The organism is Phyllobacterium myrsinacearum (assembly GCF_002980555.1).
GTDB lineage: Bacteria > Pseudomonadota > Alphaproteobacteria > Rhizobiales > Rhizobiaceae > Phyllobacterium > Phyllobacterium myrsinacearum.
The window spans coordinates 1-18589 of the sequence record NZ_PVBT01000009.1; the positions used below are offsets into that span (position 1 = coordinate 1).

21 protein-coding genes are annotated in these 18589 nt (G+C 54.6%); 3 read left to right on the forward strand and 18 right to left on the reverse strand.

Annotation, left to right across the window (positions count from 1 at the left end; genetic code table 11):
* Positions 1 to 259: 259 nt before the first annotated feature.
* Positions 260 to 439, reverse strand: a complete 180-nt coding sequence (locus tag C5750_RS23480) for a helix-turn-helix domain-containing protein (RefSeq protein WP_105737383.1) — start codon at positions 437 to 439, stop codon at positions 260 to 262.
* 262 nt (positions 440 to 701) lie between these two features.
* Here C5750_RS23480 and C5750_RS27050 point away from each other — a divergent pair, with 262 nt between their 5' ends.
* Positions 702 to 1181 (forward strand): ABC transporter transmembrane domain-containing protein, encoded by a 480-nt coding sequence (locus C5750_RS27050; RefSeq protein WP_105737385.1) that lies wholly within the window; start codon positions 702 to 704, stop codon positions 1179 to 1181.
* 100 nt (positions 1182 to 1281) lie between these two features.
* On the opposite strand, the gene C5750_RS23490 is transcribed toward C5750_RS27050, so the two are convergent.
* The 4 genes from C5750_RS23490 to C5750_RS23510 all read right to left on the reverse strand — a co-directional run bounded on the left by C5750_RS23490 (position 1282) and on the right by C5750_RS23510 (position 4006).
* A complete protein-coding gene (locus tag C5750_RS23490; RefSeq protein ID WP_105737387.1) occupies positions 1282 to 2193 on the reverse strand; it encodes a nucleotidyltransferase and HEPN domain-containing protein in 912 nt (303 codons plus the stop codon).
* A 215-nt stretch (positions 2194 to 2408) separates the two neighbouring features.
* On the reverse strand, positions 2409 to 2729 hold the full coding sequence (locus tag C5750_RS23500) for a hypothetical protein (protein WP_105737391.1): 321 nt from the start codon (positions 2727 to 2729) through the stop codon (positions 2409 to 2411).
* 12 nt (positions 2730 to 2741) lie between these two features.
* Positions 2742 to 3368 carry a thermonuclease family protein gene (locus C5750_RS23505; RefSeq protein ID WP_105737393.1) on the reverse strand — a complete coding sequence of 209 codons (627 nt, stop codon included), beginning with the start codon at positions 3366 to 3368 and terminating at the stop codon, positions 2742 to 2744.
* On the reverse strand, positions 3365 to 4006 hold the full coding sequence (locus C5750_RS23510) for a nuclease (RefSeq protein ID WP_105737395.1): 642 nt from the start codon (positions 4004 to 4006) through the stop codon (positions 3365 to 3367). The genes C5750_RS23505 and C5750_RS23510 overlap by 4 nt, the downstream gene beginning before the upstream one ends.
* A gap of 497 nt (positions 4007 to 4503) precedes the next feature.
* Here C5750_RS23510 and C5750_RS23515 point away from each other — a divergent pair, with 497 nt between their 5' ends.
* A complete protein-coding gene (locus C5750_RS23515) occupies positions 4504 to 5592 on the forward strand; it encodes a nucleotidyltransferase family protein (RefSeq protein WP_130502130.1) in 1089 nt (362 codons plus the stop codon).
* Between the two features lie 269 nt (positions 5593 to 5861).
* Here C5750_RS23515 and C5750_RS23520 read toward each other — a convergent pair whose 3' ends face one another.
* From C5750_RS23520 to C5750_RS23565, 10 genes are all read right to left on the reverse strand, one after another.
* Positions 5862 to 6158: a helix-turn-helix domain-containing protein gene (locus C5750_RS23520; RefSeq protein ID WP_105737398.1), complete on the reverse strand. Its 297-nt coding sequence runs from the start codon at positions 6156 to 6158 to the stop codon at positions 5862 to 5864.
* An 85-nt stretch (positions 6159 to 6243) separates the two neighbouring features.
* On the reverse strand, positions 6244 to 6528 hold the full coding sequence (locus C5750_RS23525) for a type II toxin-antitoxin system RelE/ParE family toxin (RefSeq protein WP_245421225.1): 285 nt from the start codon (positions 6526 to 6528) through the stop codon (positions 6244 to 6246).
* A gap of 93 nt (positions 6529 to 6621) precedes the next feature.
* Positions 6622 to 6945, reverse strand: a complete 324-nt coding sequence (locus C5750_RS23530) for a hypothetical protein (RefSeq protein ID WP_130502131.1) — start codon at positions 6943 to 6945, stop codon at positions 6622 to 6624.
* A gap of 207 nt (positions 6946 to 7152) precedes the next feature.
* Entirely contained in the window at positions 7153 to 8271 is a 1119-nt protein-coding gene (locus C5750_RS23535) for a branched-chain amino acid ABC transporter substrate-binding protein (RefSeq protein ID WP_105737402.1), read from the reverse strand.
* Between the two features lie 111 nt (positions 8272 to 8382).
* Positions 8383 to 10017, reverse strand: coding sequence for an AMP-binding protein (locus C5750_RS23540; protein WP_105737404.1), 1635 nt, complete (start codon positions 10015 to 10017; stop codon positions 8383 to 8385).
* A gap of 2 nt (positions 10018 to 10019) precedes the next feature.
* Entirely contained in the window at positions 10020 to 10769 is a 750-nt protein-coding gene (locus C5750_RS23545; RefSeq protein ID WP_105737735.1) for an enoyl-CoA hydratase/isomerase family protein, read from the reverse strand.
* A gap of 10 nt (positions 10770 to 10779) precedes the next feature.
* A complete protein-coding gene (locus tag C5750_RS23550) occupies positions 10780 to 12480 on the reverse strand; it encodes a methylmalonyl-CoA mutase family protein (RefSeq protein ID WP_162800207.1) in 1701 nt (566 codons plus the stop codon).
* Positions 12477 to 13466 carry a methylmalonyl Co-A mutase-associated GTPase MeaB gene (gene meaB / locus C5750_RS23555; protein WP_105737406.1) on the reverse strand — a complete coding sequence of 330 codons (990 nt, stop codon included), beginning with the start codon at positions 13464 to 13466 and terminating at the stop codon, positions 12477 to 12479. The genes C5750_RS23550 and meaB overlap by 4 nt, the downstream gene beginning before the upstream one ends.
* On the reverse strand, positions 13463 to 13909 hold the full coding sequence (locus C5750_RS23560; RefSeq protein ID WP_105737408.1) for a cobalamin B12-binding domain-containing protein: 447 nt from the start codon (positions 13907 to 13909) through the stop codon (positions 13463 to 13465). Before C5750_RS23560 ends, meaB begins: the two co-directional genes overlap by 4 nt.
* A 16-nt stretch (positions 13910 to 13925) precedes the next feature.
* The gene (locus C5750_RS23565; RefSeq protein ID WP_105737410.1) at positions 13926 to 15263 is read right to left on the reverse strand and encodes an aspartate aminotransferase family protein; all 1338 of its coding nucleotides are present in this window, start codon (positions 15261 to 15263) and stop codon (positions 13926 to 13928) included.
* A gap of 93 nt (positions 15264 to 15356) precedes the next feature.
* Between C5750_RS23565 and C5750_RS23570 the strand changes: the two genes are divergently transcribed.
* A complete protein-coding gene (locus C5750_RS23570; protein ID WP_105737412.1) occupies positions 15357 to 16217 on the forward strand; it encodes a LysR family transcriptional regulator in 861 nt (286 codons plus the stop codon).
* A gap of 546 nt (positions 16218 to 16763) precedes the next feature.
* Here the strand turns inward: C5750_RS23570 and C5750_RS23575 are convergent.
* The 3 genes from C5750_RS23575 to C5750_RS23585 form a co-directional block, all read right to left on the reverse strand.
* Positions 16764 to 17084 carry a recombinase family protein gene (locus tag C5750_RS23575; protein ID WP_105737414.1) on the reverse strand — a complete coding sequence of 107 codons (321 nt, stop codon included), beginning with the start codon at positions 17082 to 17084 and terminating at the stop codon, positions 16764 to 16766.
* Between the two features lie 110 nt (positions 17085 to 17194).
* On the reverse strand, positions 17195 to 17647 hold the full coding sequence (locus C5750_RS23580; RefSeq protein WP_105737416.1) for a GNAT family N-acetyltransferase: 453 nt from the start codon (positions 17645 to 17647) through the stop codon (positions 17195 to 17197).
* 272 nt (positions 17648 to 17919) lie between these two features.
* Complete coding sequence (locus tag C5750_RS23585; protein WP_105737418.1) at positions 17920 to 18528, reverse strand: TetR/AcrR family transcriptional regulator C-terminal domain-containing protein; 609 nt, start codon at positions 18526 to 18528, stop codon at positions 17920 to 17922.
* Between the last annotated feature and the right edge of the window lie 61 nt (positions 18529 to 18589).

The window sequence follows — 18589 nt, forward strand, 5'->3', positions numbered from 1 at the left end:
CCTGTGGCGCCGCTACCAAGCGGCGTATATGCAATTGCCACCCCTCACGCTTCTCCCCCTTGCGTGCCAGTGCGTATCCGGTTTCGGATGAAGGCGCGGCTGTAGCGGAGCGGTTGAAGCTTTGCGGCCCGGTACCGGTCTGTGTCTGACGAGAGATAGTCGCCGCCCGCATGAGAAAAGTCCGGCAACTGCCTGCCGCGGGAAATTATTGTCAGATATGCAGCGGCCAATTGCTGGAGGTTCGAATCCCCCCGCAAGGCTATGTCCAAGAACATACCAGATCGTCAAGCATCAGCTTCAGCGCATCGGCCATCCGCGTGATGGTGGAAATGCTCCTGTCCATGGTTCCGGTCTCGATTTCGGAAAGATCGGCAATGCAGATGCCAGCCCTTTCCGCCGGATTTCTTGGCTCTGCGCCATCTGTGGACAATGTCTCCATGAAACCTCCATAACAAGGCCGGAGGATAGCCTTGTTGCTTGTTTCCAGGCACCGAAGGCCCGGTGCATTCCGCCGGCGGTTCCCATCCCGCCTTGACCGATAGCCGGGCCTCCCTGTGTTGCCTTCACCATTCACAACAAACACTGCACCCGCGCAAAAATGGCGATGAAAATCTCCATTACCCCGTTCGGAGCACGGTTCATTTCTTCCAGTGCAGCCGCGTGTGCAGCGCGGCGCACCGGCGATAGCTGGAGAGCTTCTGATGCCTGTGTCCCCATCATTCAATGACAATGGCGAAACCTACGACCAACTTGCCAGAACGCATGTTTCACTTGGCCGCGTGCTTGCCCTGTTCACGCCCTATCGCACCCGGATTGTTTTGCTTATCGCCCTGATCCTGGTTGCATCGGCCATCGCGATGCTGTCGCCGTTCCTGCTGCGCGCCATCATCGATGATGCCCTGCCAATTCGAAATCTGGCCCTCTTGGCCTGGCTGGCGGGCGGCTTGGTCGGCGTGGCGGCATTGTCCGCCGCGCTGAACACTGTCCAGGTCATCCTGTCGTCCAAGGTCGGCCAGGCGATCATGGATGATCTGCGAGTGCGCGTTTATGCGCATCTGCAATCCCTGTCGCTGGGGTTCTTTGCCAGCACGCGCACCGGCTTTCCACCGTGCGCCAGGCCGATCAGATCATCGTTCTGGACAAGGGCTGCATTGCCGAGCGCGGAACCCATGATGAACTGATGGCGTTGAACGGCGTCTATGCCCGGCTTGTCCAGTCCGCCGGCTGATGATCCACGTCGGATAAGGACCGCCATCGGCGACAGCCTCGCCGGGCAACAGGCTAGACGGCGGCTTTCGCCTCAAGCTCACCGAGATGGTCCTGGCAGATCGTCTCGACAAGGTCATGCAGGATGGCGGTCCGCTCGCCCAGCCAGACAAGCGCTTCCGCGCTGATCGCGTAATGCTTGGAATAGCGCGATTTGACATAGGCTTCGTTGACCGTGTTGAACCAGGCGCGGTAGCGCTGCTGGTCGCGCGGCCAGGCCTCGGCAAGGCGCCGGTCCCGGCCTTCGGCCAAGGTGCGTAGAAAGCTCAGATTGTGCGATGCCGGGCCGTAATTGGTGAGGGTGAGCAGCAGGGTTGAATAGTATGTTTCGATCGTTTGATGAAGCAAGAAAGCAGCTTTTGTTGTCCAACCCTTCTCAATGGCGAACTTGTAAATCTCGTAGAATTCACGGCCGTTTGGCAAACGTCCCTCAAAATGTTCCCTTGCCACCTTGTACTCATCGGCCGGGGTGAGCGGGCGCGGTTCGGCCAGCGGCTCGTCGTCGAGTTCGTAGAGCACAATGCCCTGGCGCTGAATGTCGGAAAAGAAATACTGGCCTTGCCTGAGCGCCGTGTTCACCTCGCGGCGCGAATGGACGATGAAGCCGACCTGGGTGGGAACGCCCTTGTCGTGGATCAGCCGGTCGGCCGCCTTGTACCAGTAGCTGGCAAAGTCGGTCAGCTTGCGGTTGTTGACAAGGATGAGCAGATCATAGTCGGACCGGTACCCCTTCATCGTGTGGGGCTCGTCCACCCAGTCCCCGCGCGCATAGGAGCCGAACAGGATCACTTTCAGGATCCGGCCCTTCTTCTTGAAGTCGGCCGTCGCATCCTTCAGCGCATCCTCGAATTCCTCCAGGAGAAGGTCGACAATGCGCATGAGCTCCCGCTGCTTGCGTTCGGGCAGATGATCAAGGCTGGACTTCATCATGCGGCGCTCTGTCTCCCGGCCGGTTCTTTTCATCCTGCAGCGCAGGCGCCGACTGCCCCGGTGTGCCATGTTTGTCGGCAGGCAGCAACAGCCTGTGCACTTGCTGCCTGTATTGTGCGGAATGATCGCTCTCAAGCACAGCGATTTTTGTCGCTGTGTCCCCTTCAAAGCCATGCCGGCCAATCGCGGAGCCTTGCAAACCATCATTCCATTCAATCATCAAGCGTCAGGCCAAGACGCTTCAGGATGATGACCGGCCTGTGCTTGCAGTCATCGACCCATTGCGGTCTTTCTGCGCAGGCACGGGCAAAATTGGCAATGGCTGAGGACGAGGATTTCGGCAAAAGCCGATAGCCGAGATCCATATAGGCTTTCTCCCGCTCGGAGACACAGCCGCGGCCGCCAGCGCCGCATTGATCGGCGCCAGGCTTTTGCGGAGGCTGTTGTTTCATATCCACTGCAAATGCCTGGAACGCCACCACAAACATGACGGCGGCAAGCGTTGCGATGATGGTCGCAGTGCGTATCTGCATGGCTTTCCCCTTTCAAGGAAGTTGTCCCGCAGGAGCGGGCGCAGATAAAGGTGGCGGGCGAGCAGGTCCTTGCCCGGGCGGATCGATATTGGAGGGAGCCAATGCCGGTTTTGATTTTTCTGCGCGATATTGCCATGGCGGTAGCAGGCCCGTTGCCGACCAGACGCCGAAACCGAGACCGCGTGCCCTGCGCTCAAGATCGAAATAGGCGGGAACGGCGGGTTCCCCCGGATAGTGATAGGCATAGCCGATACCTTCGGCGATGGCTGCGGCCGCCAGATTGATCTCTCCGACAAAACAATGCGCAAGGATGACGTTGTTGCCGTCGCGTTGAAGCGGAGAGCAGTTTACGTCGCGGCGCAGGGTGCGAAGGACGAGCCAGGAACGGGCAATCTGTCCTGCCGGCCATTCAACACCGTCGCTGTCGGCAATTTGTTCCGGTTCAGGTGTTTCATATCCGGCCAGCCGTACGGTTTCCTTCTGTTGCATGAACGTCAGGGTTTTTCCGTCGACAACACGAACGCGGCCATGGATCTGCGCCGGCAAGGACAGGCTCTGTCCGGAACTTGGTGTATTTGGCGCGGCTGCACTGTCAAGCACCACCGCCCCGAGCAGCAGACATGTGCGCAGCATTTTCATGGCCTCCCTCCCTCCGGCTTTGACGGGTAGAGAATGCCGAGCGGATGCGGCAGATCCGAATAGGCCCAAAGCCCGGCACGGGCCTGGCGCGCCGCCTCCTCAAGCATGCGATAGGCGGGGACGATGAGCTTTCTCGTCTCGTCAATGGCTGCAAATCCCCATCCACGGGCGATCAACAGGCTCGCAAGATCATAGCTGCGCGTCCCGGCCCGTGTCTGGCAGATGACAAGCGCATTGTACTCATCGATGATCCTGATGACCGAACAAGAGGGGATCGTGTCTTTGACGATGGCCTGCACCATCAGGATATTGAGCGCGCCGCAGTCGCGCTTGACGTTACCGGAGACAATAATCCGCGTTCCGCGAATGCAGGACTGCACCCCGTAGAGGCGGTAACGTTTGCCGTGCGATAGCCATGTATCACCGGTTTCGAACGCCGCGTCCGGTGGAAAGGGAAAGGGCTCGGGAAAAACCGCACCGGAATGCGGTTCCGAAGCCGCTGGGGCCGCCTCCTGCACCGGGCCGACAAAAGCCGGCGAGGAGGGGAGGATGTCTGGATCGTGCCGGCGCCATCCAATCAAGGCTGCGATCAGCATGAAAACGCCGATACCAAGCCGCTTGCCTGCAATGACCATCATGTCACCACCCAATTCCGGCTATTGCATCCTCCCATCATCCATTCTCAGTTCTGGAGCGTCCGACGGGAAAAGCAATATCCAACTCTAGTTTGATATATAGCATGGAATATTTCGTTCTCCAACAAGGGCAGACGTCAAATCGCAGACGGCTGCGGCGCTCAGTTGGTGGCCCTCTTTCACCAACTGGCCTGCCCACGGGGTGATCCAGAGTTGTTGTTGGTGGATACTTTTGTTTTTTGGGGGGGCTTGGCAGGCGTGGTCCAGATCCGGCGTTGGCCGCCCGTATGGATTTGAGTATCTAAGCCAGATCAGCCAAATAGCAGGGCCTTATGTCGAACCGCTGATCGCCACGCGATAGCTTCCATATCTCTCTAAGTTCGCTGGCAATTCTGTTGTAGGCATTTTAATGCATTTGCCTACAACTCCCATATTGCGAGTGTTGACGGCTCCAGGTATATTGTAGGCAACCCACTTCATTTGCCTACAAAGGAACCCCAGTGGCAAAAATTGACGAATTGCCAATCGCCATCCAGACTATATATGCGGATTTGGTGCAACGCGCCTGGACTGGAAACCTATCCGCACTGACTGCTCAGGGAGGTTCTGCATATACCCGGGACGTGAAGGGCAGACTGTACTGGTACTGGCAACCACCGACAGATCGTGACGGCACACGTCCATCCGCAAAATATATCGGCCCGGACAACGATCAAACACGCGCACATCTCCAAGAGTTGCAAGATCACGTGGAAAATCTGCGCCAACGTCGCGATATGGTTCGAGCCCTGCGCGCTGCACGTCTTCCGGTCCCCGATACAATGTCAGGAAACATTATGGCCGCTATGGCAGAAGCGGGTGTATTTCGCCTTCGCGCCACCGTTATCGGTTCGGTTGCATTTCAAACATATTCCGGATTGCTTGGTTATCATTTGCCCGCAACGATCAGCAGGACGGGCGATCTCGATATAGGTCAATTCCAATCCATCGCCATTGCAGTCGAGGATAAAATCGACCGGGACCTTGAATCCGTCCTTCAGACCGTTGATACACGTTTCAAAGCTGTTCCCTATGCAATGGATGGCCGAAAAACCATGCGGTACGCCCTTCGTGTTGGAGGTGACGAACGCTTCTCGGTTGACATCTTGAGTCCGATGCGTGGTCCCGACCGCCCAAAGGTCGGTTCATTGCCAGCCATCCGCAGTGATGCACAATTCCTGCGTTATCTTGATTTTCTATTATATCAGGAGGTCAATGGCGTTGCCCTTCATGGGGCAGGAATTCCAATTAACGTGCCGGACCCAACCCGATATGCTCTGCATAAATTGATTGTTTCTCAGCTGCGCCGTCAAGATGATCAGCAGAGTGCGGCAAAGTCCCGAAAGGATTTGGAACAGGCCCGAGCATTGATCAGTGTATTGGCTATTCAACGTCCAGACGATCTAAAAGATTTGTGGCAGGAGCTTTGTGAGCGGGGATCTTCTTGGCGTGAAAAGGCCATCGCCAGTCTGGCTCAAATGCCCGCTGAAATCGCTCTGGCACTTGGGGAAGATGACTTCGACTCCCCAGTTCAGCATATAGATCAATGACCGATGCTTCGAGGCGGTAGCTGTGATTGTCACTGATATAACATCACCGCCTGATTAGCTTGTTCCATAATAATTGTTACGCGATTTTTAGCAGACCGGGGAGTGGGTCAATAGCAAAGGTCCCGGCAGCCAATGCAACCGGGGCCTGTTGACCGAAGCCGCGGGAGCGACGCGAGCTTTGGTGAAAACGGGCAGGAGCGGGTTCGATACCCGCGATCTGCACGAGGGCGGGCGCTGGTGCCTGGAAGAGCACCCCTGATTTGAAATCGCTATGCCGCGCTCAATGCCCGCTCAATAGCTTCCGGTTCTTTCTCGATAATGGTCAGGAGAAGGCGTGAAGGCGCATCAACCGCACTTCTGCCTTGCTCCCAATCCCGTATCCTTCCAATCGAAAAACCATACCGTGCGGCAAAGGCTGCTTGCGAGAGTCCGGTCTTTGCCCGAATGGCGCTCACATCGATCTTTGCGGGAATGTGGATGCGATAATCATCTGGATTGGCCTCACCTTTGGCAATGGCAAGCGCTTCATGTGCGCCTTGTAATATTCTACTTCCGGCTTTGCTCATTTCTTCTTCCTCTCATTTGCTGATCTGGCTTTTGCGTTTTCGCGCCAGATGCGAGGCAATGCAGTTAGAACCTTCTTCAACTCATTCAATTCAGACTTGGATAAATTTGCCTGAGAGGATTTGCTGTAGATATCCAACAGGAACACAGGAATACCTCGTCTGCGAAATAGGTAATGATGCGATAGCCGCCGCTCTTGCCTTTGCCTCGTGCTGCGTATCGGACCTTACGTGCGCCCCCACTACCGGGCATCAGGTCACCGGCAGTTGGATTATCCGCGATGAATGCAACGATGTCGGCGCGTTCCAGATCGCTTATACCCTCATCATATGCCGAAGCCAGAAATGCGGGTGTTTCGATAACTGTTTGCATAATTACTCATACGGAATTTCCGCACTTCTGCCAAGGATTAATACGGGATTTCCGTACATTGATGGACGGGCGGCTTGCGCCGCCCCTCGCCGGTTATTCCGCCGCCTGTTCGAAGGCGTCCGCGTCGAGATCACCCGTCTCAGACGGATCGATTTCCCCATCATCTTCGATGTCGTCGATGCTTTCCAGATCGGCAACATTGTTGGCGTTTGGCTGCTCGATGCGCACATATTTTGGCAACCAGTTGGTATCCTTGACCAACCGTTCGGCAACGACAACGGCTTCGGCCTTCTTCTTGGCGCTGACAACGGCGCTTGCCGCCTGTTGTCCAGCCGCTTCCGTCACCGCGACTTGAAGGCTGTTGCGGTTGAGGTGGGTGAAGCAGCCTTCTGCAGTTGGCCGATACCAGCTTGCCATTTCGATTTTCAGGGCATTGGCCAACTGGTTGCCATGCACAACAGCTTTGGTGTTTGCATCGTGCTTATAGATTTTGCCTGCTTGGCAGTCACCATTTCACTAAGGTCCAGTATACTTCCCCGGCTACAGTTGATTTTCCTCAATGATTTATGGATTTGAAATGCCCGCAACCAGCGGGCATCTTTGACCGCTCAACTCCCAAAATCCTTACTTTTCGAAGTAGGTGGGTTTCCCATCGTTCCCTTTTTTCCACTCGTATATGATATAATCCGGTCGCGTGATGTCGCCCTTTGAATCGAAGCTGATGTCACCGATGGCGGTTGACACTGGACCGTTCGCTTTGATGGTATCTGCCACTTTCTGAGCATCGGTTGCGGAACCGCTCTTGGCAATGGCGGACGCGAGAATCTGAACCGCAGCGTAAGAGTAGAGAGTATACGCTTCCGGCTCAAAGCCAGCGGCGTGAAACTTCTCGACAATATCGTGGGCGGCTGGATTCTTCCGTGGGTCTGGCGCGAAGGTGTTAAGTGTGCCGATTACAGCGTCACCCGCGATAGAAGCGAGTTCACTCGACACCATACCGTCACCCGAGAACAGCGTTGCCTTCAGACCTTGGTCCGCAGACTGCCTCATGATCAGGCCAGCCTCGGTATGTAGGCCACCGAAGTAGATTAATGTAACACCGGCCTTCTTCATCTTGGCTATGAGGGCCGAGAAGTCTTTGTCGCCGATAAGGATGCCTTCATATACTACCTCGGTCAGACCACTAGCATTTAGTACCTTTTTTGCTACATCTACGAGACCTTGGCCATATGGTGTCCTGTCATGAATAATGGCAATCTTGGCATTTTTGAAGTTGGCAGCAATATACTCACCAGCGACCTTTCCCTGCTGATCGTCGCGCCCGCAGGTGCGAAATGTGTTCCACAAGCCGCGTTCGGTATACTGCGGGTTGGTTGACGCCGGTGTAATCTCAAGCACACCATTCTCGGCATAAACTTCCGAAGCCGGAATTGAGACACCAGAGTTGAAGTGCCCAACTACGAACTTGACGCCATCTGCGACGAACTTGTTGGCAACTGAGATGCCCTGCTTTGGATCGGAGACATCATCCCCGACCACTATCTTTATCTGCTGGCCGAGGACGCCGCCGATGGCATTAATATCAGCCGCAGCGCGTTCGGCACCCTTTTGGAATTGTGCGCCAAACGCGGCATTCGGACCAGTAATTGGTCCGGCAACCCCGATCAGGATATCAGCATTCGCGTGGCCACCGAGTGCGACTAGCGCGGTAACGGCAACGACTGACAAAAGTGACTTTTTCATTTAACGTTCCCATTTATATTGTGGGCGTTCGATGGTGCTTTCGTGCGGTGCCCACTTATCACGCAAAAAGCAAACTGATCGGCTCCTATCACATCGGGATATTTGAGTGTGCTATCTGTCGCCTCGATCGAAGGTCGCGTGGCTTACACCTCGTTGTTTCAACGCGCTTCGAGCGATCTTTTCAGTTGGGGTTCTTGGAAGCGGCGTGTCGGTGATTTCGATGTAGCGCGGAATCATATGTCGGGGTGCCGACTCTCTGAAATGGCTGAGTAAGTCTGAAGGTTGTACCGGGGATCCCGCTCTGCGCATCGCGACAACCATGATGTCCTCTTCAGTGAATTCCGACGGAATACCGAAGGCGACGCTTTCCACTATGTCCGGATGTTTCTCAGCAACGGATTCTACTTCATAGGCGGAAATGTTCTCGCCCCGACGCCGGATAGCCTCGTCTAGACGATGCCTGAAATACAGCCATCCTTCTTCGTCCATGAAGCCAGCATCACCGGAGTGGTACCAAAGGTTTCTGAGCGTCTGTACAGTCTTTGAATCGGACCGGTAGTAGCCCGAAAACATGCTCCAGCTCTTTTTCGGACGTGACACGATCTCGCCAACGATGCCGGGCGGGAGGCGTCCGTCCGTTTCATCCATTATTGCGACTTCCCAGTCAGGATGGATTCGGCCGCACGAGCCCGGCCGCGTTTCGTCTGCTGTGTCTAAGGTCACAAAACTGGTTTCCGTCTGCCCGTAACCGGTAACGAGTCGAATGCCGAAACGCTGTTCGAACACTTCCTTATCCGGCGCCATAGGAATGCATTGGCATATCCTGACCGGATTTTGGCTATCGTTTTCAGACTCCGGCATCCGCATGAGAATGACTGCCATGGCACCCAGCAAATTTGTGGCGGACGCGCCGCTCGCGCGGACTTGATCCCAAAATCTGGATGCGCTGAAGCCATCCACTAAAGTTGCGCTAGTGCCGTATATGAGTGGCATGTAGACGCCGAACATCTGGGCATCGGTGTGGAACAGCGGCAAAGCCGAGAAATAGCTATCGCTGGTCGTGTAACCCAAATTGCACGCCATCGCCGCGACCCAGGAATAGCAATGGTGGTGAGACATCAACGCGCCTTTGGCCGGGCCAGTTGTGCCGGACGTGTATAAGATTGCCATCGGATCCGAGTAGTGGATGTCAACCAAGTCGAAGTCCAACTGCGGTGCCAAACATTCGTCGAAAGCCACAATCCGATCGATCTTGATGCCGGCGGCACGACCTTCTTTCGGATCAGCTCCGACGAGAACAAGGGTCCGGATACCGGACAATCTGTCCTGCACCTTGGCGATTTCCGTCAGTGCAGCTGCGTCAATTACAAGCACTTCGGCTCCGCAATTGTTCAGGTTATGACACAGCAGGTCGCCTTTCAGACCGGGATTGTTCGGCACTTCGATTGCACCCAACTTTGATACTGCGAACCATGTCGCGACGAATTCGAAGCAATTGGGCAGAAGTATTGCTACTCGATCCAGCCGGGTTACGCCCAGTTTGCGAAAACCATGAGCCAGTTGGTTAGAGATCAACAGCATCTCCTCAAAACTGGCCGAACGCCCGCATACTTCGATAAATTTCTTGCTGCCGAACTGTTCGGCCTGCCTCAGCAGGATCTTCGGCAGCACCCGGCTCTCAATATCGATTTCATCTTTACCGGGAATATAAAACTGAGGAGAAACTTCACTGGTTGTCACGAACATGGTCAAAACCTTCTTGCTCGCGCCTGCGATTCTGCAGAGAGAAAACCATGAATGGTGGCTGTGGTCTCGATGGTCATAGCCTCGTCAAGGGATGAGTGAAAACCAACGTTGATTGCACGCTTTATGTCGGCAACCGACTTCGCAGGACGCTCTGCAATCATTAAAGCCAGCTTTTTCGCCTCGCCTAGCAGCTCCGCAGCCGGGACGACTTTCCACGCGATCCCCACCTCGAGCGCTTTCTTCGCGTCGTGGCGCTCGCCGAACATGATCAGTTCTTTTGCGACTTGGGGCCCCACCTGCTTCGTCAAAAGTGCGGTCACGCCGCCCGTGACGAAGAAGCCGTAGCTTACTTCGGGGAAGAACCATCTCGCACTATCGGCAAACAGCCTGAAATCGCAGTTGATAGCCCATTCGAGAGCGCCGCCCACGCACCAGCCGTGCACCGCAGCAATCACAATCTTCCTGGATCGCATGATCTGTAACGTGATGTCCTGAATGGCCTCAACCCACGCCTGTGTCGCTGCCTCGGATTCAGTCTGAACATCAAGATCTTTCAGGTCATCGCCTGAACAGAAGGCTCGCCCTTCACCGTGGACAATGATGACACGGATGGACTCCTCGGCCTCTGCTCTCGAAAGCGCCTCGGCGAGCTCATCAACAAGCTGCCTGTTCATCGCGTTGAGCCGTTCCGGCCGGTTCAGCTTGACCCAGGCCGTAGACCCTTCGTGTATGGAAATAACCGCAGCTGTCATGGCGTCCTCCTCATACAATCATTGGTTCGGCGTAAGAGCCCCACACGTCTTTCAGCGCACCGCAAATCTCGCCTAGCGTGGCTCTGGCTTTCACAAGCTCTATTGTCTTCGGAAGCAAGTTGATGTCCGCGCTTCGAGCTTGTTCCGCGAGCTCTTTCAAGAGGTTTTGCACACGGCGCCCGTCTCTATTCACGCGTACGCTATTCAAGCGATCAATTTGCAGCTGAGTGCATTGCTCGTCATAAGGATGGATACCCACCTCCGCCACACCGCTTTTCTCATCGACGTGCCGGTTAACGCCTACCGAAATCTTTTCACCGGTATCGATCTTCCTGAAGGTCGCATATGCCGAGTCTGCCAGCTTCTGCTGGAACCACCCTTCCTCCACCAGCTTGATTGCGCCTCCCCGCTCGTTGACTTCTTTCAGAATTTTCCAGATTTCATTTTCCATGTCCTGCGTGAGCCGTTCGATAAAATACGAGCCCCCGAGAGGATCGATCACCGATGTCACGTTGATTTCATCGCGGATGATCTGCTGTGTGCGGATGGCCAGTTTCATGGCCTCTTCCGTGGGAATGGCAAATGCCTCATCAAGGCCGTTGGTGTGCATGCTTTGGCAGCCACCGAGCACGGCACCGAGTGCCTGAATGGCCGTTCGCATGAGATTGTTGTGGTGTTCAACCTTTGTCAGGCTCATCGCCGCGGTCTGCACATGCACCCGCAGCCGCATGGATTCCGGTTTCTTGGCATCGAACCGCTCGGACATGATTCTAGCGTAGACTCGCCGGGCCGCCCTGAACTTGCAGATCTGTTCGAAGAAATCCTGTTGGCTGATAAAAAAGAACGACAGCCTGGGCGCGAAGTCGTCTATTTCCATGCCGGCCTCAATGACTTCTTCGCAATATGCAATTGTAAACGCCATGATAAACGCGATCTCCTGGATCGCATTTCCTCCCACGTCCGACAGATGATATCCGCTTAGGCTGATCGGATTGATCTTTGGAGTAGCCTTTGCACTGTGCATGATTAGATCGCGCATAAGCCGAACAGCTGGCCGCACCGGATAGATCCACTCCTTCTGGGCAACATATTCCTTCAGCGGATCTGCCTGCAGCGTTCCAGTCAGTTTATGCAGATCGCAGCCGCGCTCTTCTGCGACGGCAATGAACATTGAATAGATCACCCAGGCAGAAGGATTGATGGTCAAGGAAACCGAAATTTTTTCGAGGTCAATTCCGTCAAAGAGGCGGTCAACGTCGTCCACCGTATCAATCGCGACGCCTACGCGTCCCACCTCCCCGAATGCCATGGGATTGTCCGAATCCAGGCCAAGCAAGGTTGGCAGATCGAAATCGGTGGAGAGCCCAGTCTGACCCGTTTGAATCATGTATTTATAGCGTTGGTTGGTTGCTTCGGGATTGCCAAAGCCGGCAACCTGTCGAATGGTCCACGGCTTCCCGCGATACATCGTGGAATGGACGCCCCGCGTAAAAGGATAAGCTCCTGGAAAACCCAAGTCGCTTGCGGGGATATCCGCGATGTCGGCAGCGGTATAGATCCGCTTCAACGGAATGCCGCATTCGGTTTCGTATAACCCCTTCTCCTCAGGCCTGCTCTTTAAGGCAGCTGCAAGTTCGTTTTCCTCCCACTTGGCCTGCGTTTCCCGTATGTCTTCGATTGCCTGTGCCGAGAACAGATCCGTTTCGCTCACGCCTTATCCTCCCACCCCAGTAACAGGTGAGCAGCCAGAGTCGGGTCCATGTCTCTGCTCATCACGGCCTGAATGTGTTTGTGGAGGACTTCAGCGTCCTCATTGAATTTATGCTCAAAAAGCTGCTTTGCGGTGGCGAGTATCCGGGTCTTGCACATATTGTGCTGGCGTTCAGCCAATTCGCCACTCTGTTTTAAATGCAACCAGTGTCTGCCGATGTTCTCTTTCAGATCACGGATGCACGCTCCGGAAACCGAGCTCACTGCAAGGACCGACGGATACCAGCTCGTCCTAGTGCTCGCCGTTCCAAGGGCCATCATGGCTTGAAGAGTCGATACCGTCGCTGAAGCCTCCGGTTTGTCACATTTGCTGACCACGTGAATGTCCGCGATTTCAAGGATGCCTGCTTTGATCGCCTGAATGTCATCGCCAAGCCCGGGCGCAGAAAGAACCACAATGGTGTGCGCTGCCCTCACCACCTCAACCTCGTCCTGGCCTACTCCGACGGTTTCGATAATGATTGGTGAGTACCCCGCCGCATCCAGAATATCGACCGCCTGAAGGGTTGAACGGGTCAGTCCGCCAAGGTGGCCCCGCGTTGCCATGCTGCGCACGAAGGCATGGCAAGCTTCGGCGGCATCGCTCATTCGCACCCTGTCGCCAAGAATTGCTCCGCCGGAGAACGGACTGCTGGGATCAACAGCAATGACGCCGACTTTGTATCCCTCTGATGCGAAAGATTTGATCAGGGAAGAAACCAGGGTCGACTTGCCCGAGCCCGGTACTCCGGTGATGCCGACAATGTGCGCTTTTCCGGTGTGCCTGTAGATTTCTGCCAAGGCTACTGAGGCCTCCGCATAGCTGCCTTCGGCCCGAGAAATCATTCGAGCAATGGCAAGGATTCGCCCAGCGAGTATCTCGGGCACAAGCTCGGTCGAGGGTGTGTAGGCCCCGCGCTTTGCTTGTTTGGACGGGACTGCCATCATATGCGCCCACGAGCGGCGACAAGATTCTTGATCGTCGTAACGATCAAGTCTGCCCGCGCCTCTTGTGGAACGATCGCATCGACCCCGCTATCCAACAAAGCGGTATAGTCGTGTTCGGGGATCACGCCGCCGGCCACAACGAAAATGTGCTCGGCTTTTTGCTCCCGAAGGCACCGTCCCAACTCTCGAAAAAGCGGGACGTGAGAGCCGGATAAAAGACTGACTCCGATTACATCCACGTCTTCTTGGATCGCGGCGCTGACGACTTCATTCGGCGCCTTGTAGAGGCCAGTGTAGACGACTTCCATGCCAGCATCTCGCAAGATTCGTGCTACCACCTTCGCTCCCCGGTCATGACCATCGAGTCCGAGCTTGGCGACAAGCACTCGGATAGTGTCAGGCGAGTGGGCTTCAGTGCCGAAGTCTTGGCTCGTTTCAATCATGAGTTCTGTGCGCCCTTCACTGTGCAGCCACGCTGGTAAGGCCGGCAGTCGCGGTTAGCCCTGCGTCGATTGAATCGGAAATTATCCGCAGGCCAAGCTCGATCTCCTTCTCGGAAATGGTAAGTGGCGGTGCTATGCGAAACACACCGCCCATGCCCGGAAGCTTGACAATGTTCATGCTCAGGCCCCGGCAGAGCGCCTCTTTGGCGATAGCGGATCCGAGTTCGTGGTCAGAATTTTTCGTATGCCCGACTTTGACAATCTCTACGCCGAGCAAGAGTCCACGCCCGCGCACATCGCCCACGCACTCGTATCGCTGCTTGAGTCCCGAAAGTCCGTCGAACAACTTCGCTCCCAGATGCCGAGCCCGTTCGACAAGCTTTTCTTCTTCCACCACATCGAGCACTGCCAGGCCGACTGCTGCCGGCAGGGGATCGGAAACATGCGTGGTATAGAACAGGAAACCCTTGTCGTGCGCCGATTCTTCGATTTCGGCCGTTGTCATGACAGCTGACAGCGGAAGGCCTGCACCGATGGTCTTGGAGAGAGTCAGTATGTCTGGAGTGACGCCGTCCCTTTGAAAAGCAAACATGTCGCCCGTACGGCCGATACCGGTTTGTGCTTCGTCAAAAATGAGCAACATACCGCGTTCACGGCATTTCTGCTTCAGAGCGGCGAGGTACCCTCTTGGAAGTTCGAGCATGCCGCCGCTTGACAAGATAGGCTCAGCAATAAAAGCCGCCAGACTGCCAGTCGACTGGCTGTCAATCAAGGCAAAAGCGTCATCCAATTCAGCAACCCAATCCAACGTTCCGTCTGCATGTTTGAAGCGCGGCCGAAAACTATTCGGAGCGGGAATGGAAAGGGAGCCAATCATTGCCGGTCCATATCCTCTACGGCCAGCACTGTAGGTCGCAGACACCGCGGCTCCAGTCATTCCGTGCCAGCTTTTGGAGAACGCGACGATCTCGTGCTTGCCCGTTACCAGCTTCGCCATTCGAATGGCAGCCTCGTTCGCTTCCGCTCCGGTAGAAAGCAACAACGTCCTTTCTAGGCCAGGCGCTAATGTGGCAAGGCGTTCGGCCAGTTGAACAACGGGACGAGACAGCATGCCACTGAAGAGATGTGCAACCTTCTCACCCTGTTTCTGAACTGCCGAAACGATTTTGGGATGGGAGTGGCCAAGCAGCGCGCTCATTTGCCCTGAAGTGAAATCAAGGATGGCTCTGTTATCCGCGTCATAAACGAAAGAGCCTTTGGCGTACTCGATAATGACAGGATCAAACGCCCCGCCATATCGTATCAGATGCTTCTCTGCGGAACCCCAAAATGTACGTTCATCGTTTTTTGACATCAATCCGCTCCATGCCTTCTAAAAGACAATTAGCGGCTGGCGCTATTCCAGTAAAATTGATAATATTCGGATTGAGATATCAATGGAATTGATATGAAGCCACCGCTTGACCTTCGTCTGCTCCGCACATTTGTCCAGGCCGTACGTTCAGGCTCACTTAGCGCGGCAGCAGTCCAAGTCGGTAGGACACAATCTGCCGTGACAATGCAGATGCAGCGGTTGGAAGAGATAGTCGGCCACGATCTCCTGCACCGAGGTGGAACTGGAGTCCGGCTCACCGGCAACGGAGAGCGCTTTCTTGAATATGCCCAGCGTATTCTGAGCATTCATGATGAAGCCATCACTGCGTTTTCAAGTGATGGTTTACGAGGGTCCATCGTTTTCGGCTGTCCGGAAGATTATCTGATTTCGACATTTCCATCGCTACTGCAGAGCTTTGGCAACATGCATCCAGAGGTGGAAATCAAGGTTGTCGCTGCGCCAACCGACCAACTTCGAAAGCTTCTGCATGCTAAGCAAGTGGATCTCGCACTTGTGTCCGCTTCGACCTGGAGCACCTCCGACAATGTCGTCTGGACAGAGGCTCTGGTTTGGGTCGGAAGACAGCCGTCTTTTGAACTTTATAATTTTGGCGATACGATACCGCTTGCATTGTCTGCATCTGATACAATGGACCATAAAGCCGCTTGCGAAGCCATGTTGCGCGCGCGGCTGCGATACCAGATATCATATGCCAGCAACAGCCTTGCCGGATTGGTTGCCGTTGCACGTTCTGGTCTGGCCATCAGCGTTATGACTAAGCAAGCTGTCCCATCAGACTTGTATATTCTCGGCAGCCCACTGCCGCCGCTCCCCCGCCTTGGTGTTTTGATCACTTTTGCAGAGTCCGTCCAATCTCCCATAGCAAAAGCTTTCGGTGAGCATATCCGTAAAGTCTTGAATCGGTTGACCTAGTCACAGTTGAGACAGTTTCATTTAGATAGCGGCCACCTAAAGTATTGTTCTCATCCCACTAAACGGGCGGCATAGCTTGTGTCATCGATTCCCCATGCATGGGAAACGGATTTGTTGGAACCTCACGAATAATTTGAAGCCCCGACCATCCAATGGTGGCAAGCACTGATAATAGTGATCGCGCGACGAGGTATTCGACAGCAATAAACAATGCGCATGCAGACAATCTCAGGCATGCGCTGGCGAGTTTCCATTCGAGGATCCCGCTGGCGGGGTTTGCACCGCATAAAGCGATACTGGCATGTCAATGCACAGGCCCGGCGTTCGCCGTCGCCGTGACATGCCGTTCCATAGGCAACAACCTGTTTCATGAGCGCTGGTCCAGGAATTTTTTTGCCAGAACATCCTGCAAAACGGGCCTGTCCAGGCTCAATTCCGCAACTGGTCTGCCCCCATGAAAGTGGTCCTTTATGAAGTATGGCTTTAGAGGCGGTAAAGGATGTTGACCACGCCAAGTTGAACAGCCGCTTGCGTTATCGCAACTGCTCATATTGCCTTCCGCCACAAGAAGAACGTCGGCACCTGAAAAGCGCCAGTTTCGCGGTTCAACGGCTGGCCTGCACGCTCCCCTGTCAACACTTCACCTTCAGCCTCACGATTGAACGCGCATAACTCGGGGCCAATGTGGATCGCTACCACATCGGTATCACGCAAATGATCGAGCACGCGTGCGAGCTGAATCCGATCACGCTTTGCACCGGAAACTTTTTCCTCGTAGATATTCTTGCAGCCAGCATCTGCGAGGGTTATTCGGTGCTGTTCAAGGTTTCGGTCATCTGTGGAACCGCGAGCATATCCAATGAGTATGGCAAAACCGTAATCATTTCAACGGATGAATGCAGCGTTCCAAAACTTGGGAGATTAGCGGCAACGATCCGGCAGAACTCGATACAAGGTGGAAATGATCGCGAAGTCTTTCATAAGCGCTTGGTCATCAGCAAATAGCGCCCTTCCACACCTGCGGTCTGATAGCCGCACCTTTCGTACAAATGACGTGCAGGATTATGGATGACGAAGCCCAGCTCCGCCACGGAACATCCGGTGAGCCGAGCTTCGTCCTCAAAACTTTTCAATAAGGCCAAACCGACTCCTCTGCGTCTGAATGAAGGATCGACATTCACCGACGCAATCACCGCCTTCTCGCCTTCTTGCTCCCAAAAGAGATAGCCTACCGGGATGTCCCGCAAATGCGCGATGGTCGTGTGGGGAAGGCTGTTTACCCACTGTTTGAGATGCTGCTCGATACTATCTTGCCATCTGGCAAGATGATCGTTTTCGATTTCTTCAATGTAGCGTTTTTCCAAGCGATAAATAAAGGGAATATCACTTGGTATACCGCGACGCAGCCCCACATGGGCACCCGACGCCATTCTGTGAATTTCCAAAATCTGTATTCCTCAAAATCTAATTTCTTCGAATCGTTGTGTCACTATAATCCGGAAACTTGCGAGGCAGCAGATACTAGGAATTGTGCGACAGAGTGTGCGCGTCGTTCGAGTTTTGTCCTCTTCGCGTCGAGCACGCACTGGTCAATATCCACGCCGCTCTGAGTAAGAAGTCAAATCAGCCCTTCTTCATCAGATGGGATCCTCACGAGATCGGACCATTGGGATGTTTCCAGCAGCGCCGAAGATGGTGGAGTTCAGTGTTCAGCTATCTTCCGCAACGCGTCAAAACCTAGAATGAGTGCCTGCAGACCGAATTCGAAATCTTGATCCGGGTTGTTCTGCTGAAATGCCGACAAGGCTTGTGTTAAATATGGAAAGAGTTTCGGGTCTGGCTTGGCAACGCTGACATTATCTGCCGCGGCGGCTTGCTCTTCCAAAACCCAGCCGATGACGAAATAGCTAAGCGAGACCTGTACGCGCATGGCATCGGCCGCCGAGAAACCCTGCTGACACAGAAACTCCAAACCCTTTTCCTCATCCGGAAAGTCCGATTCAGAGGGCCGGGAACCGCTATGGACACGTGCTCCGTCACGATAGGCCAATAAGGATGTCCGAAAGGTTCGCGCTTTGAGTGTCAGCCAGACGCGCCAGTCGCCAGTTGGTGCGATTGTTTTAAATGCGGGTTCAAACATCGCCGCCGACATTGCATCCAGTAAGTCGCGCTTGTTGCGAAAATGCCAGTAGAGCGATGCTGACTTGATGTTCAATTGCTCGGCAAGCTTTCGCGTCGATAGGCCATCCATTCCAACTTCGTTGAGGAGTTTTAAGGCTGCTGCGACAATGATGTCTCGCTGTAGAATCATTAAGATTCTCCTTTCTCTTGACTCCCTATCACTGGTAGGTATAGCTATCTACCGATGATAG

Excerpts from the sequence above, each read along its gene's own strand:
- C5750_RS23545 (WP_105737735.1), bottom strand. The coding sequence starts at position 10,769 with ATGACAGCTGCGGTTATTTCCATACACGAAGGGTCTACGGCCTGGGTC.
- C5750_RS27050 (WP_105737385.1), top strand. The coding sequence starts at position 702 with ATGCCTGTGTCCCCATCATTCAATGACAATGGCGAAACCTACGACCAA.
- C5750_RS23505 (WP_105737393.1), bottom strand. The coding sequence starts at position 3,368 with ATGAAAATGCTGCGCACATGTCTGCTGCTCGGGGCGGTGGTGCTTGAC.
- C5750_RS23570 (WP_105737412.1), top strand. The coding sequence starts at position 15,357 with ATGAAGCCACCGCTTGACCTTCGTCTGCTCCGCACATTTGTCCAGGCC.
- C5750_RS23540 (WP_105737404.1), bottom strand. The coding sequence starts at position 10,017 with ATGTTCGTGACAACCAGTGAAGTTTCTCCTCAGTTTTATATTCCCGGT.
- C5750_RS23565 (WP_105737410.1), bottom strand. The coding sequence starts at position 15,263 with ATGTCAAAAAACGATGAACGTACATTTTGGGGTTCCGCAGAGAAGCAT.
- meaB (WP_105737406.1), bottom strand. The coding sequence starts at position 13,466 with ATGATGGCAGTCCCGTCCAAACAAGCAAAGCGCGGGGCCTACACACCC.
- C5750_RS23530 (WP_130502131.1), bottom strand. The coding sequence starts at position 6,945 with ATGGCAAGCTGGTATCGGCCAACTGCAGAAGGCTGCTTCACCCACCTC.
- C5750_RS23510 (WP_105737395.1), bottom strand. The coding sequence starts at position 4,006 with ATGATGGTCATTGCAGGCAAGCGGCTTGGTATCGGCGTTTTCATGCTG.
- C5750_RS23490 (WP_105737387.1), bottom strand. The coding sequence starts at position 2,193 with ATGAAGTCCAGCCTTGATCATCTGCCCGAACGCAAGCAGCGGGAGCTC.
- C5750_RS23480 (WP_105737383.1), bottom strand. The coding sequence starts at position 439 with ATGGAGACATTGTCCACAGATGGCGCAGAGCCAAGAAATCCGGCGGAA.
- C5750_RS23520 (WP_105737398.1), bottom strand. The coding sequence starts at position 6,158 with ATGAGCAAAGCCGGAAGTAGAATATTACAAGGCGCACATGAAGCGCTT.
- C5750_RS23535 (WP_105737402.1), bottom strand. The coding sequence starts at position 8,271 with ATGAAAAAGTCACTTTTGTCAGTCGTTGCCGTTACCGCGCTAGTCGCA.
- C5750_RS23580 (WP_105737416.1), bottom strand. The coding sequence starts at position 17,647 with ATGGCGTCGGGTGCCCATGTGGGGCTGCGTCGCGGTATACCAAGTGAT.
- C5750_RS23500 (WP_105737391.1), bottom strand. The coding sequence starts at position 2,729 with ATGCAGATACGCACTGCGACCATCATCGCAACGCTTGCCGCCGTCATG.
- C5750_RS23585 (WP_105737418.1), bottom strand. The coding sequence starts at position 18,528 with ATGATTCTACAGCGAGACATCATTGTCGCAGCAGCCTTAAAACTCCTC.
- C5750_RS23525 (WP_245421225.1), bottom strand. The coding sequence starts at position 6,528 with ATGCAAACAGTTATCGAAACACCCGCATTTCTGGCTTCGGCATATGAT.
- C5750_RS23560 (WP_105737408.1), bottom strand. The coding sequence starts at position 13,909 with ATGATTGAAACGAGCCAAGACTTCGGCACTGAAGCCCACTCGCCTGAC.